Genomic DNA, 18,611 nt, shown 5'->3' with positions numbered 1-18,611 from the left:
GAGGTCTCTCATGCTTTCCGCCTCCGATCTGGCAGGCCGTCTCGCGCAGGACGCGGAGGCGGTCTGCCGCCACTATCTCTCCGCCGGCCGCCGTGCCGGCAACTATTGGCTCGTCGGCGATGTCGCCAATAGCAAGGGCCGGTCTCTCTACGTGCATCTGACCGGCCCGCGCGCCGGCCGATGGACCGATGCGGCGACCGGCCAATTCGGCGATCTGCTCGATCTCGTCCGCGAGACCTGTGGCCTCGTCGACTTCCGCGATGTCGCGGAGGAGGCCCGGCACTTCCTCCTCCTGCCTCGACCAGAGCCGGTGTCGTGTTTTAGGAGACACGCCCAAAATTCTGCGGCGGTCGAGCGGCCCGCGGCTGAACGCGCCCGGCGTCTCTTTCGAATGACACAGCCGCTGGCCGGCACATTGGCCGATGCCTATCTCCGCGAGCGCGGTATTTTGCGGGCATCCACCCATTCTGCGCTGCGTTTCCACTCGTCCTGTTATTATCGCGATCTCGTCACCGACCGGACGACCAGCTATCCGGCGCTAATCGCAGCCGTCACCGATGCGGCCGGAGCAATCGCCGGCGTCCACCGCACCTATTTGTCATCAAGCCCCCACCCGGACCGCGTCAACAAGGCCAGGGTAGACGATCCCCGCCGCGCGCTTGGCAGGCTCCTCGGGAATGGCGTCCGTTTCTGCTTTCCTGTCAATGCACCTGTGCCGGTCATGGCGGCAGGCGAGGGCCTCGAAACCATGCTGTCGCTATCGCATGTGATGCCCGGCATGCCGATGGTGGCCGCTTTGACGGCCACTCACCTTGCGGCCTTCAACTTCCCGCCAGGATGCCAGCGCCTCTACATCGCCGGCGACGCGGATGCGGCCGGCCGGCACGGAATCGAGGGATTGAGCCGCAGGGCACAGGAATGCGGGATCCTGCCGCTGGTTCTGTCGCCCGCGCTCGGCGACTTCAATGAGGATCTGCGCTGGCTGGGTCCGGACCGACTGACGGCGAGCCTTCGGGCTCAGCTGGTCCCGGAAGACGCGATGGCTTATCTGCCCGCATGAGGGCGGCCGGGAGGGGCAGGGGCGGAGCCGGCGAGGCGGGGGACGGTCCGCGGAGCCGGCTCCCCGGGTGGGCGCGCCCGCGGGCCTGCCGAGAGGCGACCCTTACCACGCGGGTCTCGGGCCTTCAGCGGGTCAGTCGGGTTTCTTCCCCTGCCAGACCGCGGCGCGGTCCGTCATTCCTCGCGGACCAAGAAGCCCTCTTGTCCCCGCCCGGCGCTTCGCTGGGCCGCTTCGCTTCGCTTGCGGTTCCGGCCTCGGCCCGCGTGACCGGGTTCGCCGTCAGGCCGCGAGAGGCGCGGCCCAAACCAGCGGAGACCATCATGGACCTGATCCTTCACCCCGACGACGGCGTCGAGCCCCACCACGCGTCCTCCCCGACCGACCGCTTCATCTACGAGATGCAGATCTTCGGCTATCGCCCCTTCCAGGACGAGCCCGATCCGCGGCCATTGCCGGAGGAGCCGCAGGTCCGCTCGTCGATCACTACGATCTTCGATGCTTTCGCCGAAATGCTCGGCGACACCCGCCTGGAGCCCGACCTCGAAGACCTGTTCTGGTCCATCCCCAATCTCTTCCACCGGGCCGGCGAACGGATCCAGCGCGAGCTCGACCGTAACGAGGAAGCGCAGCGCACCGGCCAGCGCGAGCAGGACGGCTCGGAGGTGAGGAGCGTCGAACTCGAACGCCTCATCGCGGAAGGCATCACGCTCCTGGAGCGCCGCAATGCCTTCGAGTTCATGCGCGACTACGCGGCCGACATGTTCGAGGCGCAGACCGGTTCGTCCTGGCGGCCACGCACCGGCTCCAAGGTCAACCACGCCAACATGACGGCGGCGATGATCGACAGCCGTGACTTCCTCTCCGCCCGTCGGCGCGCCGAAACCGAGGTGCTGATCCCTGCCGGCACCAAGATCGCCTTCGCCGGCGGCATGGATTACAATCATCATGGGCGGATCTGGGCCAAGCTCGACCAGGCGCATGCCAAGCATCCCGACATGGTGCTGCTGCACGGCGGCTCGCCGAAGGGCGCCGAGCGGATCGCCGCCTGCTGGGCTGACGCCCGCAAGGTGACGCAGATCGCCTTCAAGCCGAACTGGACCAAACATGCCAAGGCCGCGCCGTTCCGCCGTAATGACGATATGCTGTTGGTCATGCCCGCCGGATTGATCGTTTTTCCCGGAAACGGGATCACCGGCAATCTCGCCGACAAGGCGCGTCGCCTCGGCATCCCGGTCTGGCAGGCATCAGGAGACGGCGCGTGAGCGCCGTTTTCTTCGAAGATGAAAAATATGGAAAACATGGCAAAATTGGATTATATGGAAAGCGTACCGGAGACCAAAGCCATGAAGCAGTTCACGACAGGCGACCTGAACAAGCAGATCGGCGATATCACCGACGCGGCGAGCCGCGAGCCGGTGATGCTCACCCGCCATAAGAAGCCGCGTTTCGTGCTGATGAGCTACGAGCATTATGAGCGCATGCGCACCGGCGGCAATCCCCGCCGTGCCTATATTGTATCGGAGATGCCCGCCGAGCATGCGGAACTATTCGACGAGGCGCTCGATCGGCTTGCGCGCGGCGAAGGCTATGACGATGAGCCATGAGTTCCGCCCCGGCGAGGTCATCTCCTATCCCTACCTCTGGGCCTGGCAGCAGCAGCGCGGCGAAACCGAGGGTCGTAAGCAGCGGCCTGTCTGCGTCGTCATTGCCATCCGAAGTGCCTCCGATGGAAACACGCATCTGGCGCTTCTCGCCATCACGACGCAGCCGCCGCAGACAGGTCGCATCGCTCTGGAGGTCCCCGAAATCGAGCGCAAGCGCGCGGGCTTAAGTGATCTGAAGCAGTGCTGGATCATGGCCGACGAGTACAATTACGATATCGTCGAACGTTCCTGGTACATCGAGCCCGATCGGGGCATCCTCGGCCGCTTCAGCAAATCCTTCATGGTGAAAATCGCCGGACTGTTTGCCGAGGCGCGCGGCCGAACTGGCCGGGTCAGCCGTCTCGATTGAGCGGCGATCGAAGCGCTCACCATCCGGGACATCTCCGTCGGCTGCATCGTCGGCGCCATCCACGTCGGAGGCAGTCCTCGCGAAGCAAGTCTCCGAATGCCGGGTGTTTCCGGCTGGCATCCTTTTCCTGACCACACCCGCGCGCGAGCAACGCTCCGCAAGCAAACCGCAGTTGTGATCTCACTTCACCCGAGGTGCAGTCGCACCAGAGCGCATGGCATATCAGGTGCGACACCGACCGAAGCCTTCTATGATAGTGACGATGGGACTGGAACGGTGCTGATCGCTCGCGCCGTGTCCACCTGGTTGAAGGCCTGCATTCGTTGTCCCGGACACCCACCGACGCAAGCGATGAGCGCGGCACTCGTCGGGTCCGCAAAGGCAGCCACGGCGAGGTCTCCTGCCGACGTCGCAATCAAGGACCATTCCCGTTCTCTATGCCGCCTTTCTAAGGGACCGGCCGCGATCAGCGTCAACCCCGCAAGGGGGTTCCCCTACGCTTAAGCTCCGGTGACGCCTGCGGCGCGGCCCCTTCTTCGGGCGCCATCGGGAATGGTCCCGATGCAACGAAGGAGACAATCCCATGGCTACCACGATCGCAACCCTCACCGAAAAGACCGACGGCACTCTCGAAGGCATCTTCGCCACCATCCGGGTCAATGCCCCCATCGCCCTCGTCCCGAACGCCAGCAAGACGAGCGAAGAAGCCCCCGACTACCGCATCATCCATCGCAAGACCGGCTTCGAGATCGGCGCCGGCTGGAACCGCATCTCCCGCCAGACCGGCGAGGAATACATCTCCACGAAGCTCGAAGCGCCCGAGATCGGCGTGATCTTCGGCAACGTCGCCCCGGCACCCGGCGGCGAACCCGGCAAGAAGGTCATCCTCTGGAACAGCCCGGCCTGAACCGGATCGCCGGCCCCGAAATCGGGGCCGGCATCCCCTCATTCCAAGGAGTTGGCCATGAGCCGCTACACGATTACTGTCACCCGAACCGCATCCCGCCACTTCGACCCGGACGCCATAATCGGCTACGACCGCCCGCTTCAGACGTTCTTCCTCCAGGCGTTTCCGGACGCCGATGGCGAGGATCTTGAACTCTGGCTGGGCACAAACTTCCGGGAGTTCGAAACACCTTCACAACTGCGTATCGTAGCAATCGCAAGCGGTTTCGACTTCATCCCCCTGGCATCCGGCATTCTTCACAAGCTGCTGGACGACCATGCCCGCGAAGCCTATCACCCGGTCGGCGACTCGATCATCCAGGATCTCCGCAACGGGACATCCGCTCGCTGACGCACACTGAAAACGAAAATAGCCCGGCGCAGTGCCGGGCTATTTTATTGCTTGACCGGCAACATTTACTTGTTCAGCGCATCCTTCAGTGCCTTTGCCGGCGTGAACGCTAGCTTCTTGGCCGCAGCGACCTTGATCGTCGCACCGGTCGCAGGATTGCGTGCCTCACGCTCCGGTGTTGCCTTCACCTTGAACTTGCCGAAGCCGGGCAGCGATGTCTCGTTGCCGGCAACCGCAGCTTCGGTGATGGAGGCGATCACCGCCTCCACGATGGCTTTGCCCTGAGTCTTGGTCAGCCCGTGCTCGGTCGCGATCTTGTCGGCAATTTCGTTGGTGGTGGTCATTTCACGTCTCCGCATCGTTCTAGATGCAGAATCCCTGCCACTACCGACCCGAGCTGTCATTGACACCCCGCGACAAATGGCGCGGAAAGCCCGGATCTCCACAGATATTCACGTGGTCAGGTATGAGATAACCCCAAGACGGGCGTCGAGCCCGTCCTCGGGTTCGGGTGCGATACGGAGAGGAAATGTCTGCTCAGTCCGTCCAAGGGTGCCATGGCGTCGTGCCGGCCTCAAGGACGAGCGGTGCCCCCAATTTTGCCTGCGTTCCGGTTCCCTGCACTCCGACAAAATCGGCACCCCCACTCGCCGCCGCTGGCGGTCGCATTCGCGATCCTTGACCCCGCCACGCCCCCATGACCGCGCGCGTCGTCTTTCACAAACGTCAAGGAGACGACGACGATGCTTCTGGAACAACACATTGAAGAGCTGCGCCGCGAAATGAATGCAACGTACGACCGGGTCGAACGCCGCGAGATCGAACTCGAACTCGAACTGGCCCGCGCCGAGCTCGAGGTGATCATGGCCGAACAGGAGGGTTCAATCGACGCCGAGCCGCCCTTCTGAGGCGGCTTTCACCATGTCGCCTGGCCTGTCGCGCCGGATCGACCGGCGCTTCACGCCCGAAGCTTCGCTTCGCCGGCCTCCTTCCGCCATCGCTCAGGAAATCGCCCCTCGCGAGAAATTCGCTCTCGGGCCGTAGCCGCGCCGCCGCTTCTGACGCATGAGTTGGAGGAAGAGCCCGACCGCTTCCTCCTCCTTCTTAAAATGATGGATTAGTCTTTGGCCCCTGGCACCAATGCGGCCCCATCGGCGGATGAGGCAAGCTTCGCCGAACAGGTTGGGCTCGATCGACATGGCATAGAAGCGGGCCATGTTCTTGCTGACGTCCGTGCGTTCGACATAGAGCTGGTAGGGCTGCGCGATCATGAAACAGAGAATCGAACAGGCATGACTTTGCGTCCAACGACATATTCGAATCGGTCGCTGTCAATTGATTCACGGCGATGATGGGTTTGATGCGTAGTGCGGGCGAGCCGCCTGCGGCGGACGGTGCTATTCGCTGTCGCTCACCGAACCCCTGGCGGGTTTCGTCCCATTCGGGTGACGCCCGCTCTCGCGGCTGTCGCACTGGCGGCAAAGTTTCCGCAACCCTAACCGGGGATAGACTGCATGGCCGGCTGCGCTCGGCAAACGGACACGGCGCCATCGGCGCCGTGGTCTATCTCTCTCTGACGTCCAATTCTGCACCCGCCACTCCGGCGTCAAGGACTGCGCGGCCCCTCCAATTTTCCGCCGTCGTCCCTTCGGTCCATCGCCGGAAAATCGGTCCCTCCGCTTGCCGCCGCTGGCGGTCGCGTACCGCGATCCCTGACCCCTCGCGGCTAAGGCGCGGCCTCCTTTCGTCAGAGACAGAAAGGAGACACTGATATGTCCGATGACTGGTACTACGTTCATCAACTCGCGGTGCTTGCGGGTTTCAGGCTTATCGTCCTTGCAAATCGCATTGGTTGCGAGAACGAATTCTTGCTGGAGCTGCACGACAGGCTCGCCGAGGGGCTGGCATGCGCAATTGCGCGGCTGCGGTCCATCATGGCGCTGGAGCGCCAGCTCGCCAGCGGGAGGGACGAGGAAGGTTTCACCGCCTTCCAGATTCAGGGCGAAGAGGAATGCTTCGCTCGTTTCCAGATCACGCTGCTTGACGACCTCGAAATCGACTTCGACACTTACGAGTACCGTGTGAACGGCGAATGGCACTATGCGCTCTCGGCGGACTGCGACGGCATCGAGATCAGTTATCCGAGCACGGTCGCGCTCGCCGATGCCGAACTGGGCGGGCTCGGCCCGATCATCCGCGACATCTCCCGCGAGACGGGCATAGCGATCAGCGCAGCGCGTGTCGTCTACGATTGACGCGCTGGCATGAGACGTGCTTGGCCGTCTCTCGCCATCTTCCATTCCCTTGACCCGTTGCCGGCATCGAGCCGGCGCGCTCTTGAGGGGAGAGACTTACCGCCTCTCCCCTCAAACACCCCTCTCCCTGCGGTGCGGGTCGAGACCCGCCCGGCCTTTCGGGCCGGTCAAGCGGACGCTGCCGCGACTTCCCCAAACAAGACGAAGAGGACGAGTACCTTGCGCTACGCCCTCATAATTCGGGCATCCGCTCCATGTGCTCGTCCTCTTCTGCGGAACGCTCGCCGTCTCATCGTTCGCATGTCATCGATGCCCGTTCCCTTCGGTCACGCACATCCCGACAGCTCACGACGACGGCTCGCTTCAGCATCTCTCACCAACTGCCCTGTCCACCGTGCTGTTCCTCCGGCGCGTATCACAGGCTCTGGGCCTGTGATCGCTGTTGCTTAGTCTAACGACTCGCAACAGCATTGGCGCCTCGGGCACGGCGTCCAGGGCAGTTGGTGAGAGATGGCAGGATAGGCTAATGGTATACCATTAGCCGTTTCGCCCGAGGGGCGATCGCCTCAAAGGCGAGAGAGGGTTTCCCGACCTTTCAATTCTCAAACGAAACAAGGCCATGAGCGGGAGCCGGCTCTTTGGAGCAAGAGCCTCCGGCCGCCGTGAAATGCAGTAGCATCTTGGAGGTCAGGCGCTTGCGCTAATCAGCGAATGGGCGGTCGCGCCGATAGGTGGTTTGCCGATTGGACCGGATTGCGAATGTGCAAACAGGCGAATCCGCGTAAACGTGAATAGGTGCGTCACCGGTTGGGCCTATCGGTACGTCGGCGAATGAGTGAAGCGGCGATTGGGCTATCCGGTGAAACGGCAGATCAGCGAAATAGCAAATCCGTGAAATGGGGCGGCACCGATCGGGCGAATGGGAGGCCGGCCGATTCAGTTAATCAGTGAATCGGTGATTGGGCCGATCGCGGAATCGGTGGTGGCGTGGGCGCGCGATTGGGCCACTCAGCGAACAGCTTATTCCGCGAATAGGCATTTGGGCGATCCGACGCATCGGCGAATGAGGGGTTCACCCATTTGGCGAAACGGTGAAAGCGCGTCCAGAAGATCTGCGTCTGCGGACAACACTCAATTGCAATCGCAATCGTGGTTGCTGCGGTTTTCGCAACAACCAAGACCGCGGCGATGCCTCTATCGCAACCGATCATCTACTCATCTACCACGGAGCTTAGACACAGGCTTTTTCCCGCTTGAGCAAGCGATCTGCTGCTGATAAAATTGTACCGGAGTATAAGTTATTCATTTGATCTAGGCTGCGGGCCAGGCGGTATTCCGTTTTTTTCGAGAATAGGGTTTGACACTGGTACACAATCGATCCCTCCTGACGAAAGAATGGTACAAGGTGCCATTCTCAGTGGACTGCCCTGGCTGTGGTGCACAGACGCGGTCCGCCGCTGTCGTGGTTGGCCCTTCGAGCCTGGTGGGGGACGCAGGCTCGACGTCGGGAAACGACATACTGACGAAGCCCAACAGACGACTTGATGCGTTCGCATTCGTTGAGGCGCTGGGCGGTCAGACCGAACATGTCGAACGATCCGTCGTCAACCGCTTCCACAGCACCTTCGCCTTCCTGAGCGGCAGGCTGACGTCGATTTGCGAACACTGCGCAGAAAACCTTCCACCGGCAGCAATTCGCTCCGCCGTGATGAACGGCTTTGTTCGGCTCGGCCAAAAGCGCCTTCTGGTGAACGAGCGCTTGATGCTTTTTTCCTCCGACGTGGTGCTGACGGAATTTCGACGTGAGACTTCAATCGAAGAAAGTGCAATGCGCGATCCGGATTATGCCCTCCTGCTCGTCTGCGACACGGAAAGCGCAAACGGTGAAACCGGCATGATCGAGCTTTGGCACAGCATCGCGCGTGACGACTACGCGATCGTGATCAAAGGCCACGATGGCCGCGAGATGTTGCGGGACGCGTTCAACAGTGACCTTAAGGACGTCGTGAGGACCATTTCCGATCTCGGACTGGTGCTCACCCAGCTTCACATCGCTCAGGCATCGTCGCCCTATTGCGCTCTCGCCCGCGATCTTTTCCTCGAAGCCCTCGAACATTCCGGTTACCGGCAGGCAAGCTAGAAAGCGATACTATGCGTTTGTTCACGAAGCTCTTCGGATCTCTGGCCACGATGATGGTGCTGGCCGGATGTGGTCACCAGATTGAGCGGCCGCGACCACAGCCGCCAGCGCCGTTTGCTTATCTCAGCCTCACAGCTTGCAGAGCCTATCGCGACAACATCGTCGATTGCCAACTTGAATATGGCACTGACTTCGGACGCCAGCGTGTTGGTCCCGTCCAGCAGAGGAGCCTGACGATTGCCGGCAACGGCGAGCGCTACCAGATCCTGTCCTGCTATCCAGTGGCGAGGATAAAGAGGGAATTGCCCAATTTCGTTTGCCGAATCTCTTCCGGGAGCTCGGGCGCTGAAGCGGCTTCGATACTGGTGAAGGGTGGAACCGCGGTCCGTCTTGCTCGCATTTTGGGAGACCGCGAACAGCTTCAGTATCGCTGGACCCCGGATGAATGGTCACGGCTAAATGACTGAATCCCTTGAGGAAGCTCTCGTCATCACGCATCGTTGCGTCACATTAATTATACTCCAGTTAAACTTTAGGGTTGATTTCCACGGCTGAATACGGTTCAAAAACTTATACCGCAGTATAAGTTGGCATTGGTTCAGTCATGGATAGCTTTCCGCTTTCGCCAGTGAATAGACCGCACAAGATATCCTCGCGGAGCGCGCTGTGGATCGCCGGCACGTCGGCTTTTCTCCTCACCGGTTTCGCCTCCGGCCCAGACGACAGCAGCGGTTACATCGTCTCGGGAAACTCGACGCAGGCCGAGCATGCTGCCAACCGGATGGAGCTGAAGGCTGACGAGGTGGCGGCGGTGCCGCCAAATCCGGAGGCATCCGCCGCTGCTTCGACGCTCGATATCCCAACGATCGATTCTGCCAGCTTCAATGATCGATTTGGCGGCCCGGTCACTGACGGGCTTCGAATTAGCGCTCGCGCGTCGGAGTTCATCGGAGGGTTTAGTGACATCGCGGGGCGATCATCAGGATCAGCGGCCGGGAGCACGAATGACCGTCGGGAACGCGCTGTACATTCGCTGGTCAGCGTCTACTCGTTTGAGCAGGCAACCGCCTTCCCCGAGCTTGCCGAGCCGGCAACCGCGCATCATGTCAATGTCAGCGAGCCACTAGCACAGACCCGACCGGATCTTTTGTCCGGCGTCCCCGCGGACTATGCCGGCCTTGCATTGAAGGTTGCCGGTGAGGAGGAGGTCGATCCGAACTGGGTGCTTTCTGTGATGCGGGCCGAAAATGCCGCATTCGATCCAGACCTGGTGAGTCCTGCTGGCGCCATCGGTTTGATGCAAGTCATGCCACGGATCGGCGAAGCCTTCGGTGCGACTGATCTGACCGATCCCCTACAGAACATCCGCGCCGGCACGCGGTTCCTTCGTGTCCTGATCGCCAAGTACAAAAATCCCGTGCTGATCGCCGCCGCATATAATGCTGGCGAGCCGAATGTCGACCTTCGCCATTCGATGCCGCTGATCCGCGAGACCGCCGACTATGTAACGCGTGTCGTCGGATACTATACCGGCACATCGGCCGGTCCGACCATCCCACGAGTCGGCTCGTCGTCAGAGTTCGTGCCCAGTTCCAAGCGCCGTACCGGACGCGCCGACCGGGCCAAATCCCCCATGCTTGTTTTCTCAGCCGCAACACCGTTCCCGCCCGACGTGCGTCCTCAGCGTGAGGAAGCACAGACGGACACCGGCGGGCCGGTCAAAATCGTCAAGGAAGAGGTGTTTGAATGAATCCCATCGCGTTGGCAGTCCAATCAGCCGTTCTCTTTGGTAGTGTTGCCTGGTCCTCACTCTCCCGGAGGAAATGGGTCGGTAATGCGGCGATCGTGCTTGCGGCAACCCTGATCCTGCTTGTCAGCCAGTACGAGCCGGCAGCGGCACAGAACCTCGACGCGCTGCAAAACGCCGCCGACCGCCTCGTGCAGTTCTTTACCGGTCCGTTCGGTCGATCCGTAGGAGCGATCGCCTTCATCGGCATGTTTCTCGCCGCTGCCTTCGGTTACTGGTCCTGGGGAGCCCTGCTTCGGGTTGGAGGAAGTCTTGCCGGCATGTTTGCTGCAGCCGAGCTCGTCGACTTCCTCGCTGGTAGCGGATCTTGATCATGGCGGGAGCAGGCAACACCGCCGATGGTGGCGACGAATATATCGAATCCCATCCCGTTATATTGGCTCTGACGCGGCCGCCGACGGTGATGGGAATTCCGTACACTTACTTCCTGGCGGAATGCTTTGTCTCGCTGATGGTCTACATGATCCTGGGATCCATTCTTTGGTTCCCGGTCTCCTTCGTGGTCCTTCACAGCATTCTCTACGTGCTCACCGTCAAGCTTGATCTCTGGTTTTTTGAGATCGTCGGGCGCCTCAGCATGTGCGGTGTCAACCCTCTTGGCCGGAAACTCGGTGGCGGCGTCAGAACCTACGGGGTGTAAACGATGAACACGATGGCGAGATCGCTGAAAGGCAGTTTGTCGAAGGGTTGGGAGATCTTTGCGGATCGCAATATCGCGACGCATGTTCCTTTCTACGTCCCGATCGAAAACGGCATTATCCGCCTGAAGAACGACTGCCTCGTCTCGACCCTAAAGCTCACCGGCTTTTCCTTCGAGACGGCCGATATCGAAACGATCAACATGTTGCAGCGGCAGCGCAATGCCGCCTTCCGCGCGATCTCCTCGATCGGCAGCTTCGCGCTTTATACCCATGTGATCAGACGTAAGGTTGCACCGTCGTTGCCGTCAGCCTTCGCTGATCCCTTTATGGATCGTCTCGATCACGTCTATCAGTCGAGCATCTCGAAGAACGAGATGTTCGTGAACGACACTTATGTTTCTCTGGTCGTGCGCCCCATGTTCCGGAAGGGATCCGCGCTCTCCCGCCTCATGGGCGCCGGCGGCACGATCGTGCGCAAGGAACAGTTCCGCGCGATGCGCGACAAGCTGGTCGAGGCAACACGAGCGCTGGAGAAGTCGCTTTCTGTCTATGGGCCGAAAGTCCTTCGCGACGTACAACGCGTACAGGTCGACGTCGGCGACAACAGGACGATCTTCCGCGACGTGCTGGAAGACATGGTCGTCGAGGAGACCGCACGCAAAGTCTGGTTCTCCGAGCAATGTGAGTTCTTCTACACACTGCTGAACGGCGGACGCGTCCGGCCGATCCGTCTTGGGAACATCCCAATCGACGAGATGCTGCCGGCGCGCCGAACGTCGATCGGCAACCGCATCATCCACCTGCAGGGCGACATACCGGACGATGACCGCTACGCGGCGATGGTCTCCTTGAAGGAGTATCCGCCGGAGACCGGCGCCGGCATGCTCGACTATATCCTCAAGCTCCCATTCGAGCTGGTGCTGAGCCAGTCGATGTCCTTTGTCGACGATATGGCGGCGCGCAGCCGGATCGAACGGCTGGACCGGCAGATGTCGAAGGCCGATGAAGGCGGATCGAGCGTCCAGGCCAATCTTGATATTGCCCGGGACGAACTTGCCCGCAAACGGGTTGCGTTCACCGAGCATCATCTCACTGTTATGCCGGTGGCCAAAACCACCGCCCAGCTTGACGATGCGGTGGCCTTGATCGGCAACGAACTTGGCGCGCTCGGCGCCTCCTATGTCCGCGAAGACCTGAATGCGGAGCCGGCCTACTGGGCGCAACTGCCGGGCAATCAGGCCTATATCGCACGGCGTGCCTTGATCTCCACGCTGAACTGCGCTGGGTTGAGCAGCTTTCACGCCTATCCCTATGGCAAACCTGACGGCAACCACTGGGGGCCGGCGATCACGATTTTCGAGACGACCTCAGGCACGCCATTCTTCTTCAACTTCCACCAGGGCGACGTCGGACACACGACCGTCTTCGGTCCGACCGGTTCCGGCAAGACCGTCATCATGGCCTTCCTGATCCTGCAAGCCTATCGCGTCAGCCCCCGACTGAAGACGATCGTCTTCGACAAGGACCGTGGCCTCGACATCATGGTACGGGCAGCGGGCGGAACCTACATGTCGCTGGAGCCCGGCCAGCCGTCGGGATGGAATCCACTATTGCTGGACGACACCGAGGAGAACCGCGTTTTCCTCTATGGGCTCCTGAGCTTCATGCTGAAGCCTTCCAAGGAAGGCGAAAGCCTGACGCCGCAGGAAGAGGCGATCATCCGTAACGCGATCAAGTCCGTCCTCAAGACGAAGGACCGGTCATATCGCCGTCTTTCGTCGCTGAGGGCACTTCTCGCCGGTAGCGAGCGAACGGAAGGCAGCCTAATTGCCCGGCTCGACAAATGGGTCGACAAGGGGCCGTACGCTTGGCTCTTCGACAACGCGGCCGACGATCTCGATATCTCGCGACCGATGATCGGCTTCGACATGACGTCGATCCTTGATGATCCGACGGTGCGTACCGCAGCGCTTCTCTACATGTTCCATCGGCTGGACGCGATCTACGACGGCAAGGCGCCGATCATCAACCTGATGGACGAAGCTTGGAAGCTGCTCGACGACGACGAGTTCAAGCGCACCATGAAGGACTATTTCAAGACCATTCGAAAGCGCAATGGTCTCGTCATCTTCGGCACGCAGTCGGCCGACGATGTGGTGCGCTCGAGCGTCAGCCGGACGATCATCGAACAGACATCGACCAATATCTTCTTTGCCAATCCGAAAGCTGACGAAAGCTCCTACATGGAGCATTTCGGGCTGTCGCGAGCAGAATTCGACTGGGTCAAGAACGGCGATCCGAGCTCGCGTTTCATGCTGATCAAGCAGGCAAAGAGCAGCGTGATTGCTCGCGTCGACATGTCCCACATGCCGGAGTTCATCAAGGTGCTCTCGGGCCGCGAGGAGACGGTACGCGAAGTCGAAATGTTGCTCGACGAGTACGGCGACGATCCGAAGTACTGGCTCTCGAAATTCTGCGACTGGAATGGGGTGACGGTCGATGAAGAACGCAAAGCACCTTGAGGGAGCCGCGGCCGGCGCTCTGGCCCTCGCTCTCATCATTCCCGTCAGCACGGGCTACGCGCAGGTGCCGGTCATCGACAACGCCCGCGAGAAGATCCAGCAGGCCACCCTGAACTGGTATCAGTCCTATCAGGCCGATACCCGGAAGGTCAAAGGCGCCTCGGGCGGTACGACCGATAGTGTCGCGCCCGGCCAGGGCTCGGGCGCGCCGGCCGATTGCTCCGCCGATGGCATGGGGGGAGACACCACGCCCGCAGCGCCATCGTCTCGGACGCCGAGCCAGCAGGAAGTTGCCAGCATGGTGCAACAGGAGGCAATCCGGCAGGGCGTCGATCCGAATTTCGCGATGGCCATCGCCGAGCAGGAATCGCGCTTCCGCCAGTCGGCGCGGTCGGCGGTTGGCGCCACCGGTGTCATGCAACTGATGCCGGGCACCGCCGCACAACTTGGCGCCAACCCCTATGACACGCGTGACAATATTCGTGGCGGCGTCAAATACATCAAGCAGCTCCAGGGCATGTTCGGTGACCGCTATGACCTGATCGCTGCCGGCTATAATGCCGGTCCGTATCGCCAGTCGCTGCAGAACGGTCAGATCCCTAACATCCCCGAGACACAGGACTACGTCAAAAAGGTCTCCGCTTACTACGCCCGTAACAAGGCCCAGAACGGTGACAACCCCCCGGCGGAAGGTACAGCCGAGCCGGAAACTGCGAGCTACGCAAACGGCTGCGGCGAGCAGCTGAAGAAGGCGGTCGATCGAAACACTCAAGCGCAGATCGAACGCGGTTCGGTCTGGAACGAGCTGCTCGGAAAGTCGATCGCTGCCAACCAGCAGTATCTGCAGCGCCTTCAGTCTGGCCTGCAATCGTCGTCGGCAAGCCTTCGTGGCAGTGGTGGCGGTAATTCGAAAGACCATGACGGCTCACTTGTCATGGCCGAGATCCGGTGCCCGACCAACATCATCGATACAGGTGGCACGCGTTGCTTCGCTGTTCCGCAGAACGCCACCACGGCACAGATCCAGCAGTGGCTCTCCGACCTCCAGGATGAGGCACGGGCAAATGGCGCGGTTGCGACCTTCACGGCGTTGCAGGATCCGGCGCTCGGCCTGGTCACGGTCGTTGATTCCAGGCCGACGTCAAATTGAGAACGAGAGAGGTTAGGCACATGAAGACAGCAGTGATCGCAGCGACGCTCACCATTGTTTCCGTCCCTCACGCTTATGCGCAAGTCCCGGTCAAGGACTCGGAAAACATCTCGATCAGCGAGGACATCAAGCGCCTGTCGTCTGAGATCCAGCAGGACACCTCAGTCGTCAAGGACAACACCACGAAAACTCTACAGGCGATCACCGGCGACCGGACGCGGGATGCGAGCCAGTTCGCCAAGCTTGCAACCGGCAATGGCTTCACCATGGGACAGGCGCCGGATTTCAGCACGGTGCTGTCCAGCAACGCAGCCGTGTTCGGAGGCATTGGCGGTCAGTTCCAGAATACCGCAGCCAAGCTCATCAATGGCCTCAACCTGGTGAAGATGGTGGTCGATACCGTCAAGGGCGGTGAGCTCTCGGGCGCCAATCAAGCCTATTCGCAAGGGATCAACGCGCTGACAACGTTGACTGCGCTGACCGACGCGATGAACAGCGCCACCAAGGACCGGCAGAATTCGTTCATGCAGGCGACACAGCAGATCGGGACCGCGAAGGACCTGAAGGGAGCACTCGAGCAAAATACCCAGATGGTGCTGCAGGGCAATCAGACCGCCAACGAAGCGGTCGGCTCGCTCAACAACCAGGTTATGCTGCTCAACCAGCAATATAAAGCCGCCCTCGCAACGTCATCGCAGAACCTCAAGACATTCGCGCCCCTACCGGACAGCGTCATGCGTGACGGTGGGACGCAACCGCAAGGCACTTCCGTTCGGGATCAGCTGAAGGCATTCGAGGACCAGAACCAGTGAAGGCGGTTCTCGTGCTGATAGTCAGCCTCGCGGTCGTTGCCGGTTGCGCCGGGAAGTACGAACAGCTGGCGAAATGCTCGGCTGACGAAAATCCGGTCCCGGCTCTCGGCTTGGTATCCGAGCCCAAGACCACGGCCGCTGAGGATGCGCTCGCGGATGCCCTCAAGGACGATTGCGGCCCGATGCGACCGGTCAATAATTTTCAGGAAGAGACATGGATCCCGTCAGCTACGCGATAAACTTCTATGGCGACGCGCTTCGATATTTCGACAAGATCAACGAGGCGTCGCTGGAACGGGCCTGGGGGCTGTTTGCCGAAAACAGAAACCTCGTTTCCGGCATCCTGGCGATCTTCCTGATCCTTTATTTCCTCTGGGGCGCGCTCGGACTGTCTAGCGTTTCGCTTCAGGATATGGCGATCACCGCGTTCAAAATCACGCTCGCCTATACGCTCATTATGTCCTGGGCGCTCTTCTACGACAATATCGGCCAGTTCGTGCTGTCGGCGCCGCAAGATCTCGGATCGGCCATATCTTCGGCGATGGGCGGTCAATCGGCCGGAGCGGACATCGCCCAACAAGTCGCCAGCATGGCCCGCAAGGTCTACGACTTTGCCATGCAGCTCTTCAATTCCTACGAGTCCGGCTGGCTGCCGAATGTCACTGGCGCTGTCGTCGTCTTTATCGTGTTGGTGTTCGGCCTTCTGCCGATGCTGCTGATCCTCACCGGCGTCACGCTCTTTGCCAAGATGATCACCGCCGTGATGCTGGCGATCGGTCCGATCGCCATTCTCTGCTATTTCTTCGGCATCACCCGCTTTGTCTTCGACGCCTGGGTGAGGGGGGTGGCCTATGGAATGTTCATGCTTCTTTTCACCTACATCATGGCAGGCCTGTCGTTCGGCTTTCTGATCGGCATGATGGACACGATCAACGGCGACATGGCGACCAAGGAAAATGCGTTGGCGATCGTGCTCGCCATGGTGCTCTACCTCGCGCTGATCTCCTATTTCATCTTCCAGGTGCCGGATTTTGCGCGGACCTTCGCCTACGGGGCGGCTTTCTCTGGCGTCCCGGGCGGAGGTGGCGTCGACACCGCCTACAGCACCGCCCGCAGGGGCCTTTCCTCCAGCAATTCCCGTGCCGGCCAGGCTGCGGCCATAGCGCTCGGCACGCTAGCCGGACCGCGGGGCGCCGTCACCGCTGCGGCGCTTGCAGGCCGCGGCAGTATCGCGGGCGCTGGCGCGCTGGGTCGAATGCTCACCAATCGCCGTCGCAACAGCGAATGACGACCGGCTGCGAGGATAACGTTCACATTTTACCTATTGCGACTTCGGGGTTTGAGATTTGGTATTGTTCAAAAGGCAATTGAAGCCGGCGCCGGCCGATCGTGTCCCCGGCCCGCAAGACATCTACGATCAACACCTCTCGTGGGGGGAGAAGAACCGGTCCCTGCGGACCCTGATCGGGCTCATCCTTCTGGTCTTTGCGGTGGCGGGCTGGATCGTGGCAGGCGTGCTGTCCTTCTCCGTCGCGCAGCTCTTCCCGCTCGTCCGAACCGAGGTCGTGCCGCTCATCGTCGACAAGAATACCGGCTACATGGAAACGGTCACGACGCTCGATAAGGACCGGGCAAACGTTTCCGAAATTCAGGCCGTTCGTGCCTCCTTCGTCGGCAACTACGTCATCCGCCGCGAGACCTACGATCCGCGCTACCTCTCGGAAAACTTCGACATGATCGCCCTTTGGTCGGACCCGGATTCGCCGGCTTTCAAAGACTACTCGGAATGGATGAACCCTTCCAATCCGAGAGGTCCGGTCAGGACCACGGGAACATCGGGCGAGATCCGACCGGAAATCCTGTCCGTCAATCCGCTCAACGCAACGACCATGGCAGTGCGCTTCGAGACCAGGGAGCGCCGGCGCGGCGGCGATGTCGTCAATCGCTGGTCGGCGACGGTCCGCTACCGCCAGATCAATCTGCCAGCCAGCAACAGGGTCCGGCTTTACAATCCCCTTGGCTTCGTCGTGACCGAATATGTCAAGGTTCCCGAGACCATGCCGTCGGGGCTCGTCCCATGAGGCGAGCGTGCGTCGGAATAACGCTGTCACTGCTGCTGGCGGCCTCTTCGGTTCATGCGGAATTGACTGCCCGGCCTGGCCGGCTCGATCCGCGGGTTCGGACCTTGCCCTATTCGGCCGAACAGGTCTTCGTCGTCACCGGAACTTACGGCATGGTGACGACCATCCTCTTCGGTACGGACGAAGAGGTCACCCAGGTGGTCGCGGGTGACACCGTTTCCTGGCAGATCCTGACATCTGCCGACCGGCGCTCACTCACCCTGAAGCCGATGGAAAAAGACGCGCCGACAAACCTCTCCGTGGTGACGACGAAACGAACCTATTCGTTCGACCTTGAGGTCAACGATAGCAGGTCCATCCAGAACCAGACCTTCAAGCTGCGGTTCATTTATCCGGAAGACGCCGGGCTGAAGGGCACGGCCGAATTGTGGAAGCAGGCGCAGGATGCAGAACGCAATCCCAACATCAAGAACATCCGTCGTGACAAGGTCAATTACGACTATGGCTTCAAGGGCAGCGATGCCGCCAAGCCTTTGTGGGTGTTCGATGACGGCTTGAAGACCTTCATGAAGTTCACCGGCGACGTGCCGGCTATCTTCATCGTCGATGCCAAACGGCGAGAGAGCCTCGTCAATTATCGCCGTGAGGCCGACTACATCGTTATCGACACGGTCTCGCGGCAGTGGACGCTTCGTTTTGGGACCGAGAACGAGACCTGCCTATTCAATCTCAGGACCTCTCCAGCCGATGTGCCGGCGCCGATCGAGGGTGCCGTGGCGCCGAAGCGCCTTGGCTCGGCTGGCGCTAACTCACCATCAAAATCTCGATAGGGA

The 18,611-nt window shown here is 60.9% G+C and carries 22 protein-coding genes; 20 read left to right on the top strand and 2 right to left on the bottom strand.

All coding sequences use genetic code 11. The features are described from left to right. Positions 1-10: 10 nt before the first annotated feature. From FHT71_RS13315 to FHT71_RS13290, 6 genes are all read left to right on the top strand, one after another. A complete protein-coding gene (locus tag FHT71_RS13315) occupies positions 11-1,060 on the top strand; it encodes a toprim domain-containing protein (RefSeq protein WP_183720108.1) in 1,050 nt (349 codons plus the stop codon). Positions 1,061-1,380: 320 nt separating this feature from the next. Then, positions 1,381-2,322, top strand: a complete 942-nt coding sequence (locus tag FHT71_RS13310) for a DUF2493 domain-containing protein (protein ID WP_183720369.1) — start codon at positions 1,381-1,383, stop codon at positions 2,320-2,322. An 81-nt stretch (positions 2,323-2,403) separates the two neighbouring features. Next, a complete protein-coding gene (locus FHT71_RS13305) occupies positions 2,404-2,664 on the top strand; it encodes a type II toxin-antitoxin system prevent-host-death family antitoxin (protein ID WP_183720105.1) in 261 nt (86 codons plus the stop codon). After that, positions 2,654-3,073 (top strand): hypothetical protein, encoded by a 420-nt coding sequence (locus FHT71_RS13300; protein WP_183720102.1) that lies wholly within the window; start codon positions 2,654-2,656, stop codon positions 3,071-3,073. The genes FHT71_RS13305 and FHT71_RS13300 overlap by 11 nt, the downstream gene beginning before the upstream one ends. 583 nt (positions 3,074-3,656) lie before the next feature. Then, positions 3,657-3,980: a DUF736 family protein gene (locus FHT71_RS13295; RefSeq protein WP_183720099.1), complete on the top strand. Its 324-nt coding sequence runs from the start codon at positions 3,657-3,659 to the stop codon at positions 3,978-3,980. 57 nt (positions 3,981-4,037) lie between these two features. Continuing rightward, positions 4,038-4,370 carry a hypothetical protein gene (locus tag FHT71_RS13290; RefSeq protein ID WP_183720096.1) on the top strand — a complete coding sequence of 111 codons (333 nt, stop codon included), beginning with the start codon at positions 4,038-4,040 and terminating at the stop codon, positions 4,368-4,370. 65 nt (positions 4,371-4,435) lie between these two features. Here the strand turns inward: FHT71_RS13290 and FHT71_RS13285 are convergent, their stop codons facing one another. Beyond that, a complete protein-coding gene (locus FHT71_RS13285) occupies positions 4,436-4,729 on the bottom strand; it encodes an HU family DNA-binding protein (RefSeq protein ID WP_281412150.1) in 294 nt (97 codons plus the stop codon). 384 nt (positions 4,730-5,113) lie between these two features. Between FHT71_RS13285 and FHT71_RS13280 the strand changes: the two genes are divergently transcribed. After that, positions 5,114-5,278 (top strand): hypothetical protein, encoded by a 165-nt coding sequence (locus tag FHT71_RS13280; RefSeq protein WP_183720090.1) that lies wholly within the window; start codon positions 5,114-5,116, stop codon positions 5,276-5,278. A gap of 93 nt (positions 5,279-5,371) precedes the next feature. On the opposite strand, the gene FHT71_RS13275 is transcribed toward FHT71_RS13280, so the two are convergent. Then, positions 5,372-5,641 carry a WGR domain-containing protein gene (locus FHT71_RS13275; RefSeq protein ID WP_183720088.1) on the bottom strand — a complete coding sequence of 90 codons (270 nt, stop codon included), beginning with the start codon at positions 5,639-5,641 and terminating at the stop codon, positions 5,372-5,374. Between the two features lie 501 nt (positions 5,642-6,142). Between FHT71_RS13275 and FHT71_RS13270 the strand changes: the two genes are divergently transcribed. The 13 genes from FHT71_RS13270 to FHT71_RS13210 all read left to right on the top strand — a co-directional run bounded on the left by FHT71_RS13270 (position 6,143) and on the right by FHT71_RS13210 (position 18,608). Further along, positions 6,143-6,625: a hypothetical protein gene (locus FHT71_RS13270; protein ID WP_183720085.1), complete on the top strand. Its 483-nt coding sequence runs from the start codon at positions 6,143-6,145 to the stop codon at positions 6,623-6,625. Positions 6,626-7,982: 1,357 nt separating this feature from the next. Further along, on the top strand, positions 7,983-8,765 hold the full coding sequence (locus FHT71_RS13265) for a hypothetical protein (protein ID WP_246717997.1): 783 nt from the start codon (positions 7,983-7,985) through the stop codon (positions 8,763-8,765). 50 nt (positions 8,766-8,815) lie between these two features. Next, positions 8,816-9,232, top strand: a complete 417-nt coding sequence (locus FHT71_RS13260; RefSeq protein ID WP_183720082.1) for a hypothetical protein — start codon at positions 8,816-8,818, stop codon at positions 9,230-9,232. A gap of 137 nt (positions 9,233-9,369) precedes the next feature. Beyond that, the gene (locus FHT71_RS13255) at positions 9,370-10,515 is read left to right on the top strand and encodes a transglycosylase SLT domain-containing protein (protein WP_183720079.1); all 1,146 of its coding nucleotides are present in this window, start codon (positions 9,370-9,372) and stop codon (positions 10,513-10,515) included. Continuing rightward, positions 10,512-10,883, top strand: a complete 372-nt coding sequence (locus tag FHT71_RS13250; protein ID WP_174166703.1) for a TrbC/VirB2 family protein — start codon at positions 10,512-10,514, stop codon at positions 10,881-10,883. Before FHT71_RS13255 ends, FHT71_RS13250 begins: the two co-directional genes overlap by 4 nt. A gap of 2 nt (positions 10,884-10,885) precedes the next feature. After that, a complete protein-coding gene (locus tag FHT71_RS13245) occupies positions 10,886-11,212 on the top strand; it encodes a VirB3 family type IV secretion system protein (RefSeq protein ID WP_183720076.1) in 327 nt (108 codons plus the stop codon). A 3-nt stretch (positions 11,213-11,215) separates the two neighbouring features. Then, positions 11,216-13,735 (top strand): VirB4 family type IV secretion/conjugal transfer ATPase, encoded by a 2,520-nt coding sequence (locus FHT71_RS13240; RefSeq protein ID WP_183720073.1) that lies wholly within the window; start codon positions 11,216-11,218, stop codon positions 13,733-13,735. Beyond that, the gene (locus FHT71_RS13235) at positions 13,713-14,885 is read left to right on the top strand and encodes a transglycosylase SLT domain-containing protein (RefSeq protein ID WP_183720070.1); all 1,173 of its coding nucleotides are present in this window, start codon (positions 13,713-13,715) and stop codon (positions 14,883-14,885) included. The genes FHT71_RS13240 and FHT71_RS13235 overlap by 23 nt, the downstream gene beginning before the upstream one ends. Positions 14,886-14,905: 20 nt before the next feature. Continuing rightward, positions 14,906-15,697: a conjugal transfer protein gene (locus tag FHT71_RS13230; protein WP_183720067.1), complete on the top strand. Its 792-nt coding sequence runs from the start codon at positions 14,906-14,908 to the stop codon at positions 15,695-15,697. A gap of 11 nt (positions 15,698-15,708) precedes the next feature. Then, positions 15,709-15,936 carry a hypothetical protein gene (locus tag FHT71_RS13225; RefSeq protein WP_246717996.1) on the top strand — a complete coding sequence of 76 codons (228 nt, stop codon included), beginning with the start codon at positions 15,709-15,711 and terminating at the stop codon, positions 15,934-15,936. Beyond that, positions 15,912-16,985, top strand: coding sequence for a type IV secretion system protein (locus FHT71_RS13220; protein ID WP_183720061.1), 1,074 nt, complete (start codon positions 15,912-15,914; stop codon positions 16,983-16,985). Before FHT71_RS13225 ends, FHT71_RS13220 begins: the two co-directional genes overlap by 25 nt. Positions 16,986-17,043: 58 nt before the next feature. Further along, positions 17,044-17,778 (top strand): type IV secretion system protein, encoded by a 735-nt coding sequence (locus tag FHT71_RS13215; RefSeq protein WP_183720058.1) that lies wholly within the window; start codon positions 17,044-17,046, stop codon positions 17,776-17,778. Further along, complete coding sequence (locus tag FHT71_RS13210) at positions 17,775-18,608, top strand: TrbG/VirB9 family P-type conjugative transfer protein (RefSeq protein WP_183720056.1); 834 nt, start codon at positions 17,775-17,777, stop codon at positions 18,606-18,608. The genes FHT71_RS13215 and FHT71_RS13210 overlap by 4 nt, the downstream gene beginning before the upstream one ends. Positions 18,609-18,611: the final 3 nt, after the last annotated feature.

This window comes from Rhizobium sp. BK060 (assembly GCF_014193145.1).
Classification (GTDB): Bacteria; Pseudomonadota; Alphaproteobacteria; order Rhizobiales; family Rhizobiaceae; genus Rhizobium.
This window is presented reverse-complemented; position numbering and strand designations above follow the sequence as displayed.